At 63.5% G+C, this 18664-nt stretch carries 15 protein-coding genes and 2 tRNA genes; 7 read left to right on the forward strand and 10 right to left on the reverse strand.

From position 1 onward, the window contains the following. Positions 1-80 precede the first annotated feature (80 nt). A complete protein-coding gene (locus tag P3C39_RS27315; protein ID WP_275954672.1) occupies positions 81-1745 on the reverse strand; it encodes a sugar ABC transporter substrate-binding protein in 1665 nt (554 codons plus the stop codon). A gap of 289 nt (positions 1746-2034) precedes the next feature. On the opposite strand from P3C39_RS27315, the gene ugpC reads away from it, so the two are divergent. Genes ugpC through rbsK form a run of 3 tightly spaced genes read left to right on the forward strand, consistent with a single transcriptional unit; the run spans position 2035 to position 4501 of the window. Further along, positions 2035-3093 (forward strand): sn-glycerol-3-phosphate ABC transporter ATP-binding protein UgpC, encoded by a 1059-nt coding sequence (gene ugpC / locus P3C39_RS27320; protein WP_275954671.1) that lies wholly within the window; start codon positions 2035-2037, stop codon positions 3091-3093. Positions 3094-3114: 21 nt separating this feature from the next. Further along, positions 3115-3567: an RbsD/FucU family protein gene (locus P3C39_RS27325; protein ID WP_027162392.1), complete on the forward strand. Its 453-nt coding sequence runs from the start codon at positions 3115-3117 to the stop codon at positions 3565-3567. Positions 3568-3571: 4 nt separating this feature from the next. Next, entirely contained in the window at positions 3572-4501 is a 930-nt protein-coding gene (gene rbsK, locus P3C39_RS27330) for a ribokinase (RefSeq protein ID WP_275954670.1), read from the forward strand. A gap of 129 nt (positions 4502-4630) precedes the next feature. Here the strand turns inward: rbsK and P3C39_RS27335 are convergent. Next, positions 4631-4707: transfer RNA gene (locus P3C39_RS27335), tRNA-Asp, on the reverse strand. Between the two features lie 216 nt (positions 4708-4923). Between P3C39_RS27335 and P3C39_RS27340 the strand changes: the two genes are divergently transcribed. Further along, a tRNA-Val gene (locus tag P3C39_RS27340) sits at positions 4924-4999 on the forward strand. Here the strand turns inward: P3C39_RS27340 and P3C39_RS27345 are convergent. From P3C39_RS27345 to P3C39_RS27370, 6 genes are all read right to left on the reverse strand, one after another. Then, a complete protein-coding gene (locus P3C39_RS27345) occupies positions 4987-5670 on the reverse strand; it encodes a GNAT family N-acetyltransferase (protein ID WP_063171950.1) in 684 nt (227 codons plus the stop codon). The two genes, P3C39_RS27340 and P3C39_RS27345, sit on opposite strands and share 13 nt — an antisense overlap. After that, positions 5667-6437, reverse strand: a complete 771-nt coding sequence (locus P3C39_RS27350) for an SDR family NAD(P)-dependent oxidoreductase (RefSeq protein ID WP_063171951.1) — start codon at positions 6435-6437, stop codon at positions 5667-5669. Before P3C39_RS27350 ends, P3C39_RS27345 begins: the two co-directional genes overlap by 4 nt. Before the next feature lie 13 nt (positions 6438-6450). Beyond that, positions 6451-7446, reverse strand: coding sequence for an ABC transporter permease (locus P3C39_RS27355; RefSeq protein WP_013532177.1), 996 nt, complete (start codon positions 7444-7446; stop codon positions 6451-6453). A 145-nt stretch (positions 7447-7591) separates the two neighbouring features. Then, positions 7592-8632 (reverse strand): sugar ABC transporter substrate-binding protein, encoded by a 1041-nt coding sequence (locus tag P3C39_RS27360; protein WP_027162389.1) that lies wholly within the window; start codon positions 8630-8632, stop codon positions 7592-7594. A 39-nt stretch (positions 8633-8671) separates the two neighbouring features. Further along, positions 8672-9436: an ATP-binding cassette domain-containing protein gene (locus tag P3C39_RS27365; RefSeq protein WP_013532175.1), complete on the reverse strand. Its 765-nt coding sequence runs from the start codon at positions 9434-9436 to the stop codon at positions 8672-8674. After that, positions 9433-10599: an ROK family transcriptional regulator gene (locus tag P3C39_RS27370; RefSeq protein WP_275954669.1), complete on the reverse strand. Its 1167-nt coding sequence runs from the start codon at positions 10597-10599 to the stop codon at positions 9433-9435. Before P3C39_RS27370 ends, P3C39_RS27365 begins: the two co-directional genes overlap by 4 nt. Positions 10600-10824: 225 nt before the next feature. On the opposite strand from P3C39_RS27370, the gene P3C39_RS27375 reads away from it, so the two are divergent. Together P3C39_RS27375 and P3C39_RS27380 are read left to right on the forward strand one after the other, a co-directional pair. After that, positions 10825-12003: a M24 family metallopeptidase gene (locus P3C39_RS27375; RefSeq protein ID WP_275954668.1), complete on the forward strand. Its 1179-nt coding sequence runs from the start codon at positions 10825-10827 to the stop codon at positions 12001-12003. After that, positions 11990-13219 (forward strand): amidohydrolase, encoded by a 1230-nt coding sequence (locus tag P3C39_RS27380; RefSeq protein ID WP_275954667.1) that lies wholly within the window; start codon positions 11990-11992, stop codon positions 13217-13219. The genes P3C39_RS27375 and P3C39_RS27380 overlap by 14 nt, the downstream gene beginning before the upstream one ends. Positions 13220-13268: 49 nt before the next feature. Here the strand turns inward: P3C39_RS27380 and P3C39_RS27385 are convergent, their stop codons facing one another. Next, complete coding sequence (locus P3C39_RS27385) at positions 13269-14573, reverse strand: M23 family metallopeptidase (RefSeq protein ID WP_024504580.1); 1305 nt, start codon at positions 14571-14573, stop codon at positions 13269-13271. 150 nt (positions 14574-14723) lie between these two features. After that, positions 14724-15191: a peroxiredoxin gene (locus P3C39_RS27390; protein ID WP_013532169.1), complete on the reverse strand. Its 468-nt coding sequence runs from the start codon at positions 15189-15191 to the stop codon at positions 14724-14726. A 95-nt stretch (positions 15192-15286) separates the two neighbouring features. On the opposite strand from P3C39_RS27390, the gene P3C39_RS27395 reads away from it, so the two are divergent. Further along, positions 15287-18661, forward strand: a complete 3375-nt coding sequence (locus P3C39_RS27395) for a DUF3971 domain-containing protein (protein WP_275954666.1) — start codon at positions 15287-15289, stop codon at positions 18659-18661. Positions 18662-18664 lie beyond the last annotated feature (3 nt).

Below are 18664 nucleotides of genomic sequence, written 5' to 3' on the forward strand. Positions count from 1 at the left end.
CCCGTTTGAAGGCTCTCGAGGAGCCGGAGCCTGTCTAAAGTGGTCCGGCGTTGCCGCCGGACCACGGTTCATAGGCCAGCCTACATGCCGAGCGAAGCTTTGTAGAGCTTGATCTGGTTGTCGCGGCCGATCTGGTCGGTCAGCTTCTCCCATGCCGCCGCGATGGCGTCGGCGCCTTCCTGCGCCTTCATCTTGCCCGCGAAAGTGTTGGCCAGGATGTCCTCGGCGGCGCTGTAGTACTGGAAGATGCCGGGGATGCGTGGCTCGATCGCCGCGTTCGGATGGTTGTAGCTGTCGGATTCCGATTTGAGGTAGGAGGTGATGAAGGCCTCGTCGTAGCCGGCCGCCACCCATTCGGGAATGTCGAAATGCGAGTTGCGGTAAGGCTGGAAGCCCGACGGATACATCGCCGTCCAGATCGACAGGTCCTTGCCGCCGAGATGGGCTGCAGCGGACCATGCCGCCTTCTTCTTCTTTTCGTCGGCATCGACGCGGGCCATGACATAGACGCCCCAGCCGAGATAGGCGCAGTTGGGCGCATAGTTCGGGCCGCTGGCGAGCTTGTCCCAGGCGCCGGTCTTCGCATTGTAGACATCGTCCGAGCCCGGCAGGATCGAGAAACCGGTGACGTCGCCGACGACGGAAGAGTCGTTGGTCTTGACGTTGGAGCCGACGTCGCCCCACCAGGTGACCATCGAGCCGGTGCCGGCCAGGAACTGCTGGAAGGCGGTCGTGTTCGGATCGGCGTTGATCTGGTCGGCGGGTTCGGAGGGCAGCGCGTCGATGACGTCCTGGATGGCGCGCACCCAGGCCGGATTGTTGACGCGCGGCTTCATCGTGTCGGCGTCGAACAGCCAGGCCTTGTCGTCGGGGTGCTTGGCATAGGCGGTGGCGCGGCTGCCAAGGAAATAGAAGCCGAAGCCGCCCCAGGGCTTCGGCGCGTCGAGATAGCCATAGACGTCCTGGTCCTTGAGCTTCTTGCCCTTCAGGAACTTGGTCACCGCCTGAACCTGCTGCCAGGTCTTCGGCACGCCCCATTCACCTTCGCCGCCGCCGTCCTTCCAGGCCGTGGCGAGGTCGGCATCGGCGAACACGTCGGTGCGGTAGTTGAAGTTGTGCGCGTCGCCGTCGACGGTCACGCGGTATTGCTTGCCGTCCCAGGTGCCGACCGGCGGCTTCAGATAGCTGACCAGATCGTCGAAATCGATCTGGGTCTTGACCCAGTCGGGCATTTCCGACGTCAGGCCCTTGCCGCAGACATCGCCTTCGAACGGCGCGCCCATTTCGATGATGTCGAAGTCGACGGTCCCGGTCGCGATCGACTGCTGCAGGCGGGCGTTGTAGTCGGCCTGCGCCAGGTCGATCCAGTTGATCTTGGCGCCGGTATAGGTCTCCCATGGCTTCAGGAAGCCGCGGAACAGCACATTGTGCAGGTTCTGGTTGTTGAGACCCATGAAGGTCAGCTCGACGCCGGCGAATTCGCCTTCCTTGACATTGGCCTTGGTGGCTTCGAGGCAGAGTTCACCGACCTTCTGGAAATCGGCGTCCGTCGGCTGGCCTTTGCCGACGCCGGGGATCTGCAGGATTTTTGTGCGCAATTCGCTTGCCGCGGAGGCCGGGCGCGTCAAGGTGCCAAGTCCGGCGCCGGATGCGGCTGCGATCGCGGCCATGCTTGCCGCACCCTTCAATATGTCGCGCCTTGTGGCGCCGGCTCGAACCAGTTTGTCGTAAAGACCCGTTCTCATCGCCTATTCCTCCCAGAACATCAGTGTGAATAAATCGGCCAACTGTCGGACGCCGGAGCGCCAACGATGCTCCCGTTTCGGAAACGAATTAGGCAGGACCCCACCCTGCGTCGATTGAAGTTCCGATTGCGGATCGGGCACCGACATTTTGACCAGCGCCTGCCACTATTCTCACAACCCAACGCCGTGTCAACGAGAGCGGGTTTTTATCTATAAGGGACCGACTTGCCCTGGCAGGTCGCGTTGGTTAGCTTCTGCGCCTACGGCTAATGGAGCCGATGGGGGAGACATGGCGCAAGTCGCGATCAGCAAGGTGGCCAAGGCCTTTGGAACGGTCAAGGTTCTGCACGAAGTCAGCGTCGATATCGCAGACGGACAGTTCGTGGTGCTGGTTGGCCCTTCGGGTTGCGGCAAGTCCACGCTGCTCAGGATGGTGGCCGGGCTGGAGACCGTCTCCGCCGGCACGATCGCCATCGGCGACCGCGTCGTCAATCATCTGCCGCCGGCCAAGCGCGACATCGCCATGGTGTTCCAGAACTATGCGCTCTATCCGCATAAGACGGTCGAGCAGAACATGGCCTTCGCGCTCAAGCTCAGGAAAACCGATCCGGCCGTGGTCGCCGAGCGGGTCAAGCGCGCCGCCGACATCCTCGACCTCAATCCCTATCTGAAGCGCTATCCCCGCCAGCTTTCCGGCGGCCAGCGCCAGCGCGTGGCCATGGGCCGCGCCATCGTGCGCAATCCGCAGGTGTTCCTGTTCGACGAGCCGCTGTCCAATCTCGACGCCAAGCTGCGCGTGCAGATGCGCACCGAGATCAAGGAACTGCACCAGAGGCTGAAGACCACCACCATCTACGTCACCCACGACCAGATCGAGGCCATGACCATGGCCGACAAGATCGTTGTCATGCGCGACGGCCGCATCGAGCAGGTCGGCGCGCCGCTGGAACTGTTCGACCGCCCGGCCAACCTGTTTGTCGCCGGCTTCATCGGTTCGCCTTCGATGAACCTGCTCAAGGGCACCATGCGCAAGGGCGACAAGCCCGGTGTCGACATCGCAGGCACGCTGTTCCCGATCGGATCGGGCAATGCCGCGCAGGACAGTCAAGCGGTCGTCTATGGCGTGCGACCGGAGCACCTCGAGATCCATCCCGACGGCGTGCCGGCGAAGATTTCGGTGGTCGAGCCGACCGGCTCGGAAACGCTGGTGTTCCTGCGCTTCGGCGAAGGCGAGATGGTGGCGCTGTTTCGCGAGCGCCACGACTTCAAGCCGGGCGATACGCTGAAGCTGAAGCCAAGGCTCGACCAGATCCATCTTTTCGACGCAGAGACCGGCAAGCGTCTCTGATCTCAACTCACGAGGAATACCATGCTCAAAGGCATCAACCCGCTGCTCAATGCCGACGTGCTGCAGGCATTGCGGGCAATGGGGCATGGCGATGATCTGATCATCGCCGACACCAATTTTCCGTCCGATTCGGTGGCGCGCCAGACGGCGCTCGGCCGCGTGCTGCGCATCGATGCCTCGGCCGCGCAAGTGGTCAAGGCGGTGCTGTCGCTCTACCCGCTCGACACCTTCGTCGACGATTCGGCCGCGCGCATGGAAATCGTCGGCAAGCCGGACGAGATTCCTGCAGTGCAGAAGGAAGTGCAGAAGGAAGTCGATAAGGCCGAGGGCAAGTCGTGGCCGATGATCGCGGTCGAGCGCTACGCCTTCTACGAGCGCGCCAAACAAGCCTATTGTGTCATCCAGACCGGCGAACGCCGCTTCTATGGCTGCTTCGCCTTCCGCAAGGGCGTCGTGCCGCCGGATGCGGAGTAGCGGCATGGCTTCGGGCAAGCCGGTCGTCATATTGGGTGTGTTCGTCGCCGACACCGCCTACAGGGCGCAGCGGCAGCCGCGCATGGGCGAAACGATCCTCGGCACATCCTTCGCGCTGGGTCCCGGCGGCAAGGGCTCGAACCAGGCGGTGGCCGCCGGCAAGCTCGGCGCCGACGTCACCTTCCTCACCCGCCTCGGCGTCGATCCCTTCGCCGACATGGCCAGGCAGACCTGGGCGCAGGCGGGCGTCAAGGATGCCGTCATCGATACGCCGGAAAGCTACACCGGCGCGGCCTACATCTTCGTCGAGGAGACGACCGGCAACAACGCCATCATCGTCAGCCCCGGTGCTGCCATGCTGATCTCTCCAGCCGATATCGAAGCCAATGCCGCATTGATCAGCAATGCCGGTGTCTTTGTCACGCAGCTCGAACAGCCGATCGAAGCAGCCATGCGGGCGCTGGAGATCGCGCGTAGGGCAGGGGTGACGACGATCCTCAATCCGGCCCCTGCGGCAAAGCTTCCCGACCGCATCTACACGCTCTGCGACTACTTCACACCCAACGAGACCGAGACGGAGGAACTGACCGGGATGAAGGTGTCCTCGGTCGACGAGGCGCGAGCCGCCGCCGACAGTCTGCTCAAAAAGGGGGTCGGCACAGTCATCGTCACGCTCGGCGACAAGGGCGCGCTTTTGCACTCGAAAGATCGCTCCGACCACGTTCCAGCCGTCAGCGCCGGCCCGGTGGTCGAAACCGCGGGGGCAGGCGATGCCTTCAATGGCGGGCTTGCGGCAGCACTTTCGAGGGGCGTGGAACCGCTGCAGGCGGTGCGCTTCGCTTGCGCCGTCGCCGGAATCTCGGTGACCCGGCCAGGGACTGCGCCATCCATGCCGACGCTGCAGGAGGTCGAGGCGCTGCTGGCGAGAGGATGATCTTGCGGGGCCAGACCTAGGCGCGGGCCAAAAGAACCTGAGTTACCTCAGGTCTCTTGCAAGACAACATTTTTGACAATCAATGTCGACATTTCTCCAAAGCCAAGGGCTTGATACCCTTGAGAGAAATGGCGCGAGTGACGGGGCTCGAACCCGCGACCTCCGGCGTGACAGGCCGGCACTCTAACCAACTGAGCTACACCCGCGCATGGCGAACACGTGTCAGCCGCGTTCGTCGTTGGGGCGCTGGATAAGGGGTTCGCCACCGGGTGTCAAGCGCACCAAACCATCATAACAGCAAACAGGAGAAGGTTTTTTGACAGCCGGCGTTTTGTTGGCAAAACCGGCATCCAACCAGGGCGTCCTGCGCTCATTTGGCCTTGCGAAGCGGACCCTGACCGCTTAAAGGTCCGGCCCGGAGCGGGCGATTAGCTCAGTTGGTAGAGCGCTTCGTTTACACCGAAGATGTCGGCGGTTCGAGCCCGTCATCGCCCACCATTCACACGATCTCCGGTGCGCACGATCTCCGGTGCGGTTGTCAGCCGTTTGGCGACATAGATGCTGTGGTCCGGCAATCCCGGCTCCCGCAACACTGCGAATCCGATGGCCCTGTAGAAGCGCAGCGCGTTGTGATTGTCCGGCATCACTTCGAGGCAAAGCCCGCGTGATCCGAGCGCGGCGAGCCTTTGCTCGAGAAAAGCCATCGCCCGCCGGCCGATGCCTTTTCCACGCGCTTGCGGCAACAGGTCGATATGACCGTGCGAAGGGTAGGCAGCCAGGGCCGGCGGAATGGTGAAGTCGCGATGATGGATCTGGTGGCGAGCCCAGTCGCTGCCGCTCCAGCGCGTGCGGTCGGGTCCGGGATCGGTCACCTGCGCGCGAAGGCGCGGATACCACCTTGCTGCCAGGCCTGCATTGAAAGCCTTTGTGTCTTTTGCACCCAGCAGATAGCCCGCGGCGCCCGTTGGCCCATCGACGATGAAAGCGAGGTCGGGCTCCAGCACCTGGTAGGGGATGGTGTAGATTTGGCCCAACAGATCCGGAGCGTCTTCGCGACCGGTTGCATCCTGGCCGGCATCACCGGTCTTGAGGCAGATCATGGCAAGTGCTGGATGGTCGGCCTCGGTCGCCTGGCGCAGGAAGAAGCCATCGCCGAAATCGATGATCATGGCGGAACGAGCCGGAAATCGCTGCCTTCGGGCAGCAACTGCCCACCATCGACGACGATGGTCGTGCCGGTGATGTAACTGGCATCGTCCGAGGCGAGGAACAGGAAGGCATTGGCGACGTCGCGCGGGCTGCCGAGGCGGCCAAGCGGGATGGAATCCTCCATGTTCTTGATGAACGCCTCGCCGCGATGCAGCTCGATCGCTTCGGTCAGGATGTTGCCGGGCTCGACGCCGTTGACGGTGATGCCGTAGCCGGAGAATTCCAGTGCCGCGGCGCGGATGAAGCCGTTGATGCCGGCCTTGCTGGCCGAATAGTGGCCATGGCCCGGGCTGGTGACATGCGGACCGGTGATGGAGGAGGTGTAGAGCATGCGGCCGAAGCGTTGCGCCTTCATCGGCACCAGGGCCGCGCGGCTGGCATTGAAGGTGCCGCGCAGATTGACCGCCATGACTCGGTCCCAGTCGTCGGCGCTGGTGTTCTCGATCAGCTGCCAGGGATAGATGCCCGCATTCTGCACGATGATGTCGAGACGGCCATGCTGCTTCAGCGCCAGCGCCACGGCGGCCTTGGCGTCGCTCATTTGCGAGATGTCGGTGCGGATGAAGGGGACGCCCAACTCGCCAGCGGTCGCTTGCCCGGCTTCGACTTCGGTGTCGGCGAGCACCAGCTGCGCTCCCTCTTCGGCAAAGCGGAGCGCAATGCCCTTGCCGATGCCGCGGGCGGCGCCGACGATGAGCGCCACCTTGTCTTTTAGCCGTCCTGTCATGCGAGCCGTCCTGTCATGCGAGTCTTTGGCGAATGGTTTGCTTGAAGGCGTCGAGCAGCACCGCGGCCAGCACCAGCAGGCCATGAATCACCTGGGTGAAATTGGCCGGCAGGCCCATCAAATTGATCGCCGTGTTGATGGCCGAGAGCAAAAGCACGCCGGCATAGACGCCGGGGAGGGTGCCGACGCCGCCTTTGAGGCTGACGCCGCCGATGACGACCGCGGCGAAGGCGTTGAACAGCAAGCCGACGCCGAGATTGGCGGTGGCGCCCGACGTGCGGATCGCCAGCAGCCAGCCAGCGAGGCCGGCGATGGCGCCGGCGAGCACGAAGGCGATGATGAGATTGCGGTTCACCCGGATGCCGGCGCGGAAGGTCGCCGTCTCGTTGCCGCCGATCATCACCAGATGCCGGCCGAACGGCGTCTTGGCCATGATCAGCGAAAAGACCACGAAACAGCCAACCGCGATCCAGGCGGTGAGCGGCAGGCCGACAAGGCGCTGGATGCCGAACCAGCGGATGGCCGGCGCCAGGTCCTGCGCCGAGCGGCCGCCCGACACGACCAACACGAGGCCGCGCACCCAGATGTAGGACGCCAGCGTGATGATGAAGGCGCTCATCTTCACCTTGACCACCAGATAGCCGTTGAAGGCGCCGATGAGACCCCCGACTGCCAGCGCCAGCAGCAGCGAAACCGGAACCATCAGCCACTCGGGATGCAGCTGCACGCCCATGCCGATGCCCGACGAGCAAAACAGGATGCCGACCGCCATGGCGCTGAGCGCTGCGACGGATTCGACCGACAGATCCATGTGACCGGCGATGATCACCAGCGCCAGGCCGATCGACATGACGCCGAGCACGCTCGAAGCCTCGATGATGTTGGCGAAGATACCGAGCTGAAAGTAGTTCGGGACGAAGATGGAGAAGACCACCAGCACGAACAGCAGCATGAACCAGACGAGGTTGTCGAGTACGAACTCCAGGGCTTTGCGTGTGCGCGGGTTCATGGGCTGATCCGGTTGGCGCCCCCGCGAAATCAACTCGATTCCGTCGGGTTCAGGCGCGGATTCAAATTCGCCACGGCATCCTTTCGGACGCGGCGTTGTGAAAAGGCAGGCTCCGGGCCGCTACGGCCCGGAGCGCTTCAGATGACTATTCCACCGACTTGACGGTGTCCGTCGGCGGCTTCTGGTTGCCCCAGAAGGCCGGATTATCGACGTTTTCCTTGGTGATCGCGGCACCGGGGATCTTGATGTTCGGACCCCAGGATTCCTTGGTCACGGTCGATTTCAGGCCGAGCACGTCGTATTCGCCGGGCTTGATTTCCTGCTTCTTGACGATCTTGTCCATGAACATGGCGACAGCCGCGGCCTGCGCGTAAAGCGGCTGCTCGATTTCGGCGTTGAGCCAGCCCTTGCGGATCAGGTCGAGGCCGACCGGAGCGCCGTTCGAGCTCATCAGCATGACGTCGCCCGGCTTCTTGCCGGCCGCCTCGAGCGAGGCGACGGCGGCGACCGATAGGTGCGCGGCATGGCTGAAGATCAGGTCGATGTCGGGATTGGCCAGCATCTGGTCGGCAACGATTGTGCCGGCATTGCTGGCTTCCCATTGCATGGCCGGAAGCGAGATGATCTTGACGTCCGGAAAAGCCTTCATCTTCTCCTCAAAACCCTTCTGGATGTCGAGCGTGTAGGGATCGCCGGGGTCGCCGAGCACCTGCAGAACCTTGCCCTTCACCGAGCCGTTCTTGGCTTTCAGCAGCTTCTCGGCCTGATCCGCGGCGACGTAGCCGATCTCGACCGTTCCGGCGACAGAGGTGAAGTCGGACGGGGTCGAGGTGATCTGGCGGTCGAACTCGACCACCGGGATGCCGGCAGCGCGTGCGGCTTCGATGGACGGTTTCAGCGCATTGAAGTCGACTGCAGCCAGGATGATGGCCGCCGGCTTCAGCGCGATGACGTCGTTCATCTGCGATTGCTGGGCGTCGGTCTTGTTGTCGGCGTTCAGCGTCTTCATCTCGTAGCCGGTCTGCTTCAGGAACAGTTCCAGCGCGCTCACCGAGCCGGTCTGGAACTCGTCCAGCAGGGTCGGCACCATATAGTAGACGATACCCTTGGACTGGGCGAATGCCGGCGTGAGCGTGGCAAAGGCCAGTGCAAGGATACCGAAGACAGCAAGAAGTATTCGCTTCATGTCGTTCGCTCCTCTTAAGCCGGACCCCTCTTTTGTCCCTCAGCCTGTCGGTCCGGCACCGGCAAGCGTCTCACCGGTGATCATGTTGATCACCGCGTCGGGACTTGTTTTATTGCGTGCGACATCGCCGGCCACGACGCCCTGGCGGATCACCACGATCCGGTCGGCGACCTGAAAAGCCTGCTGCATGATATGGGTGATGATGACGACGCCGATGCCCTGGTTGGCCACCTGGCGGATCATGTCGAGACCGCGCCGCGTCTGTTCGACACCGAGGGCGGCGAATGGTTCGTCGAGCAGCACCAGCTTGCCGCCCCAGTGCACGAAGCGGTTGAGTTCGATGGCTTGCCGCTGGCCGCCCGAAAGGTGCTCGACATTGGCGCGCAGCGAGGGAATGCGGGTGCCGGCATTGGCCAGCGCCTTTCCGACGACGGCTTCCATGGCGCGCTCGTCAAGCACGGGAATGCCGAGAAACTTGCGGGTGATCTCGCGGCCCATGAAGAAATTGGCGACCACGTCGACATTGGTGCACAGCGAGAGATCCTGGTAGACGGTCTCGATGCCGGCCGCCTTGGCCTCGGCCGGTGATTTGGCGAGGAATTCCTTGCCCTCGAACAGCATGCGGCCCGATGTCGGCTCCAGTCCGCCTGATATGATCTTCACCAGTGTCGATTTGCCGGCGCCGTTGTCGCCCAGCAGCGCCACGACCTCGCCCTTGCCGATCGAGAAGCTGATCCCCTTGAGCGCTTCGATCGCGCCATAGTTCTTGGTGACGTTGTCGAGCACCAGCAGGGGTTCACTCATGCCGCAATCTCCCTGCCTTTGAGAAGGTCGCGCTCGCGTTCGCGTTCGGCCGCGAACATCTGCCCGAAGCGAGGTGACAGAACCCCGGAAACCGCCAGGGCGGCGGCGCCCCGCAGCACGGAATGCTGTCCGCCGCGCGCGACCACGACCCTGGGCGTCGTGCGGTCCTTGCGGGCCGAGACGGAGTTGTGCAGGCCTGCGGCCGAACCAGCCAGCATTTCGAGCAGGTCGGTGGATGCCAGCCCGCCGAGGATGACCGTCTCCGGGTCGAACAGGTTCTCGATGACGGCGACGGCGTTGTGAAAGATCGGTGCGACTTCGGCCACCCATTCGGCCTCGCTGCCGTTCCAGCGCCGGAGCGCCTCGAGCGACAAATATCTTTCGAGGCAGCCGCTGTTGCCGCAAGGGCAGGCTTCGCCGCCGGGAATGACGGGAATGTGTCCGATCTCGCCGGCATTTCCCCAGGCGCCGCGCAAGGCGCTGCCGTCATGAACCATGACGCCGCCAAGGCCGACGCCGAAATAGAGATAGTAGTATTCGGAAAACTGGGCGCCGAGGCCATAGAGGCGCTCGCCCATGGCGGCCGCGGCCATATCGGTTTCAAAGAAGGCCGGCAATCCGGTGGAGGCCGCCAGCCGTTCGCGCAGCGCCACATCCTTCCAGCCGGTCATGGTGGTCGGCCCCACGAAACTCATGGACTCCACGTCGAAGGGGCCGGGCAGGGCCATGCCGACGCCCAGCACCCGTCCGCCAGCCCGCAGTCTGGTCAATTCCACCACCATCGCCCCGATCAACTCGAAGGCGCGGTCCGGCGTCGCGTTCGGCGCTTCGCGGTAGATGCTCTCGATCACGTCGCCGCTCAGATTGATTAAGGCGGCGCTGATACCAAGCGGAGTGATGTGGATACCCACGGCATAGCCGCCCTCGGGGTTGATCCGGAGCGTCGCCGGCGGCAGGCCGCGCCCCCTCGGCTCTTCGCGCAGCGACAGGATGTAGTCCTGATCTTCCAGTTCGCGAACGATGGTCGATACCGTCTGGACGGTGAGGCCGACGCGCCGGGCGATCTCGCCGCGCGCGATCGGCCCGTGCAGGCGGATGGACTCAAGCACGATGCGCCGGTTGTATGGCCGCCCGAACTCCTGATTGGTCCCCCGCAGTGCCATGCCTTGCGCCCCTTAGGAGAGGATAGCTTGGCACCGCTTATTTATTCAGTCAAATGGAATTCAAAAATAAATGATAGTGAAACACAAATCTTGGGAAGGCCGGGTATGGACGTACCCGGTTCAGGACCTGCCCACACGCCGCCCTGGCCGATTGCCGCCATGGTGAAACCTCTTCAATGGTGAGCGAACCCCGCGACCGTTGATCTGACAAAGCATGGAGCAAAGATGATCGAATTGCCGTTTGCCCGCGACGAGTACCAACAACGGCTTCGCAAGATCCGCACCGAGATGGCCAAGCGCGGTCTCGAGCTCCTTGTCGTCAACGACGTTGCCAACCAGCATTACATCACCGGCTATGACGGCTGGTCGTTCTACACGCCGCAAATGGTGCTGGTTCCAATCGAGGAGGTCGAGCCGGTCTGGATCGGGCGCGCCATGGATGCGGCCGGCGGTCTTCTGACAGCCTGGATGAAACCGGAAAACGTGGTCGGCTTTCCGGAAGACCATGTCCAGCGAGGCGATCGCCATCCCATGGACTGGATTGCGAACTGGATTGTCGCCAAGAGCTGGGGGAGTCGCCGTATCGGCATCGAACTCGAAGCCTATTATTTCTCCCCCAAGGCGCACGCCCGGCTTGTCGCCGGACTTCCCAATGCAAAATGGCACGATGCCGACCTGCTGGTGAACTGGATCCGGGCGGTCAAATCGGCGCCGGAGATCGCCTATTTGCGCAAGGCATCGACGCTCGCCGAAGCTGCCGTCACGCGAGCCTTCGAGGTGATCGCGCCGGGCGTTCGCGAATGCGACGCCATCGCCGCCATCCAGGCGGCGCAGATCGCGGGCAGCCCGGACTTTGCCGGCGACATCACAGCACTTCCGCCGACAATCCTCGGTGGCGAGAATGCCTCGGCGCCGCACATCATGTGGAGCGACAGGCGGTTCGGAGAAAACGAGACGATTGCGCTGGAACTTGCCGGCGTTTGCCGCCGCTATGCCGCCGGCCTCGCCAGGACCATGCAGCTTGGCAAGACGCCGACAAATGTCTCGGATACCGCCAAAGCGGTGATCGAGGGCATGGACGCGGTGCTCAACGCGGTCAGGCCGGGAACGACTGCCGAAGCGGTCGAAGCTGCCTGGCGCAAGGTCATCCAGCGTTATGGACTGAAGAAGGAATCGCGCATCGGCTACTCCATCGGCGTCGCCTATCCGCCGGATTGGGGCGAACACACGATCAGCCTCAGGCCGGGCGACAAGACGGTGCTTGAACCGGGCAACGTCGTTCATTCCATCCTTGGCATGTGGATGGACGGCTGGGGCATCGAGGTCAGCGAGACCATCCTGGTCACCGAAACCGGCCACGAGACCCTGACGAAGTTCCCGCGAGAGATCCATGTCAAATCCTGAGGGTTCGGCCACGGCGGGTGGTGTTGTGAAAACCGTGACGACCGATATCGACGCCGGAATTCTCGACCGGATGATGGAGGTCCGTCGCCATCTGCACCGCAATCCCGAGCTTTCGAACCAGGAGGCCGGCACGCAGCGTTACCTCAGGCAGATGCTGGTGGATCAGGGAATCGTCGACATTCGCGACGTCGCCGGCTTTGGCCTTGCCGTCGATATTGTCGGCGCCGGCAGGCCGTCAAATCGAAAGATCGCCATTCGCGCCGACATCGATGCCTTGCCGATCGAGGAGGAGTCCGGTGTCGATTATGCATCGACGAATCCTGGTGTGATGCATGCCTGCGGTCACGACGCCCATGCATCGATGGCTTTCGCGGTGGCCGCGCATCTTCACCAGTCGCGGGACAGTTTTGGCGGTACCGTTCGCCTGATCTTCCAGCCGGCGGAGGAGGACGAACCGTCGGGCGGCAAGCGGGTGGTGGAAGAGGGGCTTCTCGACGACATCGACGCCGCCATCTGCGTCCACGTCGATCCGTACACACCGAGCGGCAAGATCGCCGTCGGCTCCGGTCCCTACACTCTGGCCTGTGACACGTTCGATGTGGTCGTCATCGGCTCGGCAGCGCACGCGGCAAAACCGCATGAAGGTGTCGATGCGTTGGCCGTGGCTTGCTCCCTGGTGAGCGAATTGCAGAAGATCGTTTCGCGCGAGACCGATCCGTACGATCCGCTGGTGATTTCCGTCACGGCCATCAATGGCGGCAACGCATATAATGTCACCGCCGGCAGGGTCACGTTGAAAGGCACCATCCGCAGCGGCAGCGATGCAACCCGCGAGCGGGCCTGGCACCGCGTTCGTACGATAGCCGAGGGTATGGCGACGAGCCACGGCGCGCGTGTCGAGGTCGACATCCACAAGGGCGAACCCGGCGTCGTCAACGATGTCGAGATGACAGAGCTGATTGCCGCCAGCGCCAAGGCCTGCATCGGTGCCGACAGCGTCCTCAACACGCCCGGATGGACGATCGCGGACGACTTTGGCTACTACAGCGAGAAACGTCCTTCGGTCTATTTTCGGCTGGGAATCCGGAACGAGGAGATCGGATCGGTCTTTCCGCTCCATCACGCCCGGTTTCGTGTCGACGAGGCCGCGTTGAAGGTCGGCGCGACCACCTTGGTTGCGGCAGCGACGGCGTTTCTGTCGACGGGAGCGCCTTAGTCAGCCATCATGATGGTCATCGGCGCATGGGGCAGGAGCCTGGGATCGCTTACAGATACTGGGCGACCTTCTTGCCGACCGTGAGGAAGCGCAAGGGATCGATCGCTTCGCCATTGTGGCGGACTTCGTAGTGCAGATGCGGGCCGGTCGAGCGGCCGCTGCTACCGGTCTTGCCGATGACGGCGCCGGCGTCCAGTTTCTCGCCGACGGTCACGTCGATCTCGCTGAGATGCCCGTAACGTGTCGCAAAACCATTGCCGTGGTCGACTTCAACCATGCGGCCATAGCCGCCGTTCCAGCCGGCCTTGGTGACGGTGCCAGGCGCCGTGACTTTTGCGGCCATGCCGATCGGCGCCCTGAAATCCATGCCGGAATGCAGGGCGGCGGTGCCAAGGAGAGGGTCGGTGCGCACGCCGAACGGGCTGGTGACGGAGTGGCCCGGCGCGGGGTTGGTCAGCGGCAGCTGGCGCGCTTCTTTCTTGAGATGGTCGAGCGCGTCCAGCGCTTCGTCCAATTCCTTGACCTTGCTGTCGAACATCATCGAACTGTCGAGCGGGATCAGCGGTCCGCCGACGTCGCTGTCGCCCTTGCCGAAGTCGCTGTCGACGGGCAGTCCGGCCGCCTCCAGCGCCTGGGTGATGGCATCGGCGCTCTTATAGGCATTGTCGGCAAGCGTGCTGATGCGGGTCAGTTGATCGCTCTCGATGGATTTCAACGACTGGTTGATGGAGACGAAGAGCTTGTCGGCGCGATCGGCGGCTGAATCATTGGGCAGCGGATCGGAGCGGGTTGACCACAGCGAGAACGGCCTTGTGTCGCCGGCGCCGAGATCGGCGCTCAGGCTGGCGACCGCATAATTCCGCGCGGGCTCCTTGATGCTGCCGGTCACTTCGGCGCGTTTGTCCGGCTTCGCAGCCGCTGCCGGATCTTCGGCCGGCGCTGCGCCGACTTCGCTCTCGGCGCGTTCGAGCAGCGGACCAAGGCGGCCATGACGCTGGCTCAGCTGGCTCTGGCGTTCAAGCAGTTCGCTGACCTTGGTTTCCATCAGCTGCTGGTCGAGCAACTGCCGGCTGGTGATGCGGTCGACCTGGGCGCGAAGCGCCGAAATGCGATCTTCATAGGCTTGCTGCATGCGCGCCTGACGCGCCGTTGTGGCGCCGATCAAATCGTCGCGCAGCACGAGATAGGAGGTGGCCATGAGGTAGCCGACGGCAATGGCGGCCAGCGCCGAGCCGATAAAGGCCGCCAGCCACGGTCGGATCGTAAAATGCCTGATCTCGTTGCCCCGGGCGATGATGACCGTATGGGGCTCCTTACGCTTGCCGAAGACTGCGGACTGACCGGTTGCGTTCACGGGACCAAGCTTTCGTTTACGACACCACGACAGCTTGATTACACATTATTAGGGTTAACAAAGGCTTGCAGCGATAGCTTGCTCACAGCGATTGCCCGCCAGGCGTGCGTAAGGTGGCAAGGGAACCTGGGCCAGCCTCGCCGGCAAACCTCAAAGCGCTCGAACGGCCTCGAGCACCTCTTCGGCATGACCCTTGACGCGGACCTTGCGCCAGATCCTGGCGATCCGCCGGTCGCGGCCGATCAGGAACGTCGCGCGCTCGACGCCCATATACTTGCGGCCATACATCGATTTCTCGACCCACAGATGGTAGGCCTCGATTACCTTGCGCTCCTCGTCGGCGGCGAGGTCGATGGTGAGATTGTATTTCGACTTGAACTTGTCGTGCTTCTTGACGGGGTCGGGCGACAGGCCGATCACCACGGCGCCGGCCTTCTCGAACTCCGGCTTCAACTGCGAGAAGCTGATCGCCTCCTGCGTGCAGCTTGTTGTGTCGTCCTGCGGATAGAAATAGAGCACGATGGGCTTGCCGGACGATGCGGCAAGGCTGACCGATCCGCCGCCGTCCCGCGGCAGGTCAAATTGCGGCGCGAGATCGCCTACGTCGAGGTCAGCCATACCGATGCCCTTGTTTGAGGTTACGCGCGAAGCCACACCGATATAGTGTCGGACGGGGATTCGTCCACGATCGAGTTCGTACAACGGAAAATTGCGTGGATCAGGAGCGACCGCAGCACGAGAAGATCCGGTTCAGGCGTGATGAGATCACCGACCTGGGGACCTTTCCGTCCGCCTGCCGTGTGCCGCCGCTTGGTCAAGCGTCGATCGGACGCGGTTTTCGCATCCTGTCGCGACTGTTCGCCGGTCTGGTCGCTTTCGTGCTGCTGGCCGCCGTGCTCGTTTATCTGGTTGGCGCCTCCGGCATCGGAGCCGACCGGCTTCGCGCCGAGGCGGAAACGGCGCTTGAGAAACTGGCGGGCGTCGATGTCAATGTCGCGGTCGGGCCTGCCCGCATCACGCTCGACGGTTCGAGTTTCATCGCGCTTCAGGTCAGCGACGTCAGCTTGAAGACATCAGACGGCAAGCCGATGGCCGATGCCGGCCGCGTGCGCTTCGGCGTGCGTCTGTTCCCGCTGCTGTGGGGAGATGTGCGGCTGACCAGCGCCAGGATCTCGGATGCCCGCATCGTCGTGGCGGCGATGCCGTCAGGCGGCGACTGGACCGCCGGCCTGCGCAATGCGGACGGCCTCATCGATCCGGAGAAGCTGTCCGCCGCGGTGTTCGGAAACATCAACCACGCACTCGATGCCGTGCGGGAGGATTCGCTGCGTCGCATCGATCTTCGCAATGTCGAATTCGTGCTGCCCGAAACCGGAGCGATCAAGCTCGTCAAGATCACCGACGCCACCGTCGTGCAGTCGGGACCGGGAGGCATGCAGTTTTCCTCGAAGGCAGACATCGACGGCAGGACGCTTACGGTTGCCGCTACCGCCACCCGTGATATCGCGGCGCACCGGGTCACGGCGCTGGATGCGAGCGTCGATCTGGCCGACACCGGCGCGGCCGCTGCCGGCAAGTTGGGACCCGTCGCGTTGAAGCTGACGGGATCGGAAGGATTCGGCGTGAACGCATCGCGGCTGACGGCCGCTTTGTCATCGACGGGCTCTGTCCTCGATCTCGGCACGCGAGGATTGCTGGCGGCGGACGTCGATATCAATGCGACGCTGGTTGCTGGCAGCAACAAGGTCCAGGTCGACAGATTGCTGCTGAAGACCGGCCGCTCGACATTCGATTTCGCCGGTTCGATCGGGCCGAAGCCGGCAAGCGGAGCGGTGGGTGAAGAGCCCTCCTATCGCTACGACCTGACCAGCGACGGGTCGTCGCTTGCGCCTTCGGAGTCGCCCGAGCCGGCGCTCACCTTCCTCGCCCGGATCGCCGGTGTCTACAACACGGTGAGCCACAAACTGGTGGCCGAGCAGATCGCGCTTCGGTCCGCCGGCTCCGGCGAGGTGCTTGGCACCGCCGCCGTGGCGTTCGTCGACGGCAAAGTGCCGGGGATCAATCTGGCGTTCAACATCCACGACATGCAGGTCTCTCACGTCAAGCAGCTATGGCCGTGGTTTTCGGCGCGCAATGCCCGGCTGTGGGTGCTGGCCAATCTGTTCGGCGGCCGTGTCGTCGACGCCAACCTTCAGTTCCAGGTGGTGCCGGGCCGGCTCGGCAACGGCGTGCCGCTTTCGGCCGATGAGGTGTTCGGCCGCTTCCAGATCGAGGGATCGCGCTTCGACACCGCCGGCCGCATCCCGCCGATACGCGACGCGGTCGGCGTCGTCGGTTTTCACGGCAACGATGTCGATATCTCGCTCTCCTCGGGCACCGTCTACATGCCCAGCGGCCGCACCGTGGCGGCCAGCAACGGCACGCTGACGGTCAAGGCGGCCAACCGCCCGCCGGTCGTCGGCGCGCTCGACATCGATGTCGACGGCGACGCATCCGCCGTTGCCGAACTCGCATCCTACGAGCCGATCAACGCCATGCGCCATGTCGGCATTCTGCCGGAGGACCTGTCGGGCAGCGTCACCGGTCACGTCAAGGCGGATATTCCGCTGCAGTCCGGCGTCGACTCCTCGAAGCTCGATTGGCTGGTGTCGCTCGACTACACCGGCATGTCGCTGGCCAAGCCCTTCGAAGGACAGGTCGTGACAGATGCCGACGGTTCGATCACGGTCGACCCCGAGAAGGCGGTGATCTCCGCCAAGGCGTTGCTGAACGGCATTCCGGCCGAACTCGATCTGATCGAGCCGCTCAGGGATGAGGGGCCGGCGCGCAGCCGCAAGGTGGCCCTGGTGCTCGACGACAAGATCCGCGCCGCCGCCATGCCCGGCCTGAAGCCGCTGCTTGCCGGAACTGTGAAGGTGGCGATCGACAAGAACGGCAGCGGCGACCAGAACGTCTCGGCCGATCTGACCAACGCCAGGCTGGACATTCCCTGGGCGGGCTGGAGCAAGGGGGCGGGGGTGCCCGCCAACGTCACCTTCGTCATGACCAAGTCCGGCGACACCACGACGCTGTCCGATTTCAATCTCAACGGAAAGACGTTCTCCGTCGACGGCAGCATCGTGCTGGTCAATGGCGCCTTGTCGTCGGCGCGGTTCAGCAAGGTCACCTTGAACAGAGGCGACGACGTTGCCGTGTCGGTGAAGCGGTCCGGCAAGGGCTATGCGGTCGACATATCGGGCAATGCGCTCGATGCCCGCTCGCTCATCAAGCAGTTCACCTCCGACGTCGACACGGCTACCAAGACCACCGGTTCCGACGCCATTTCCGTCAGCGCCGATGTCGACCGGCTGACCGGTTTCCACGACGAGCAATTGTCCAATCTGAAGCTCGACTACAGCGCGGCCGGCTCGCGGGTGAACGGGCTGAAGGTCAGCGCCACGGCCAGTTCAGGTGCGGCCATATCGATCAGCAACACGACCGGCGCCGGCCGGCGCACGCTCAACATGCAGTCCGCGGACGCCGGCGCCATCCTGAGGTTCCTCAACATCTACGAACATATGGAAGGCGGCGTGATCACGCTCGCACTGGCCGGGCCGAGCGACGGATCGCTCAAGGGCAAGGTCGACACCAGCAATTTTTTCGTCGTCAACGAACCGAAACTCGCCTCCATCGTCTCGACCACGCCAGCCGGCGACAACCGCAGCCTCAACCAGGCGGTCAAGGGCAAGCTGGATACGTCGCGGGTGAAGTTCGAACGCGGCTACGCCGAGATCGACAAGGGCAGCGGCTATCTGAAACTGGCCAATGGCGTGCTGCGCGGACCGCGCATCGGCACCACGTTCCAGGGGACGCTCTACGACCAGAACAACAACATGGACATGACCGGCACGTTCATGCCGGTCTATGGCCTCAATCGCATCTTCGGCGAATTGCCCATCGTTGGCGCGCTGCTCGGCAATGGCCGCGACCGTGGCCTGATCGGCGTCACCTACCGGCTCAAAGGCAACGCCAACAAGCCGTTGCTGGACATCAATCCGCTGTCGGTGATCGCGCCCGGAATATTCAGGTCGATTTTTGAGTATCGGTGACCA

Source organism: Mesorhizobium sp. XAP4 (assembly GCF_029269325.1).
Lineage (GTDB): Bacteria > Pseudomonadota > Alphaproteobacteria > Rhizobiales > Rhizobiaceae > Mesorhizobium > Mesorhizobium ciceri.

Excerpts from the sequence above, each read along its gene's own strand:
- rbsK (WP_275954670.1), top strand. The coding sequence starts at position 3,572 with ATGGCTTCGGGCAAGCCGGTCGTCATATTGGGTGTGTTCGTCGCCGAC.
- P3C39_RS27365 (WP_013532175.1), bottom strand. The coding sequence starts at position 9,436 with ATGAGTGAACCCCTGCTGGTGCTCGACAACGTCACCAAGAACTATGGC.
- P3C39_RS27315 (WP_275954672.1), bottom strand. The coding sequence starts at position 1,745 with ATGAGAACGGGTCTTTACGACAAACTGGTTCGAGCCGGCGCCACAAGG.
- P3C39_RS27345 (WP_063171950.1), bottom strand. The coding sequence starts at position 5,670 with ATGATCATCGATTTCGGCGATGGCTTCTTCCTGCGCCAGGCGACCGAG.
- P3C39_RS27370 (WP_275954669.1), bottom strand. The coding sequence starts at position 10,599 with ATGGCACTGCGGGGGACCAATCAGGAGTTCGGGCGGCCATACAACCGG.
- P3C39_RS27390 (WP_013532169.1), bottom strand. The coding sequence starts at position 15,191 with ATGGCTGACCTCGACGTAGGCGATCTCGCGCCGCAATTTGACCTGCCG.
- P3C39_RS27375 (WP_275954668.1), top strand. The coding sequence starts at position 10,825 with ATGATCGAATTGCCGTTTGCCCGCGACGAGTACCAACAACGGCTTCGC.
- P3C39_RS27325 (WP_027162392.1), top strand. The coding sequence starts at position 3,115 with ATGCTCAAAGGCATCAACCCGCTGCTCAATGCCGACGTGCTGCAGGCA.
- P3C39_RS27355 (WP_013532177.1), bottom strand. The coding sequence starts at position 7,446 with ATGAACCCGCGCACACGCAAAGCCCTGGAGTTCGTACTCGACAACCTC.
- P3C39_RS27380 (WP_275954667.1), top strand. The coding sequence starts at position 11,990 with ATGTCAAATCCTGAGGGTTCGGCCACGGCGGGTGGTGTTGTGAAAACC.
- ugpC (WP_275954671.1), top strand. The coding sequence starts at position 2,035 with ATGGCGCAAGTCGCGATCAGCAAGGTGGCCAAGGCCTTTGGAACGGTC.
- P3C39_RS27360 (WP_027162389.1), bottom strand. The coding sequence starts at position 8,632 with ATGAAGCGAATACTTCTTGCTGTCTTCGGTATCCTTGCACTGGCCTTT.
- P3C39_RS27350 (WP_063171951.1), bottom strand. The coding sequence starts at position 6,437 with ATGACAGGACGGCTAAAAGACAAGGTGGCGCTCATCGTCGGCGCCGCC.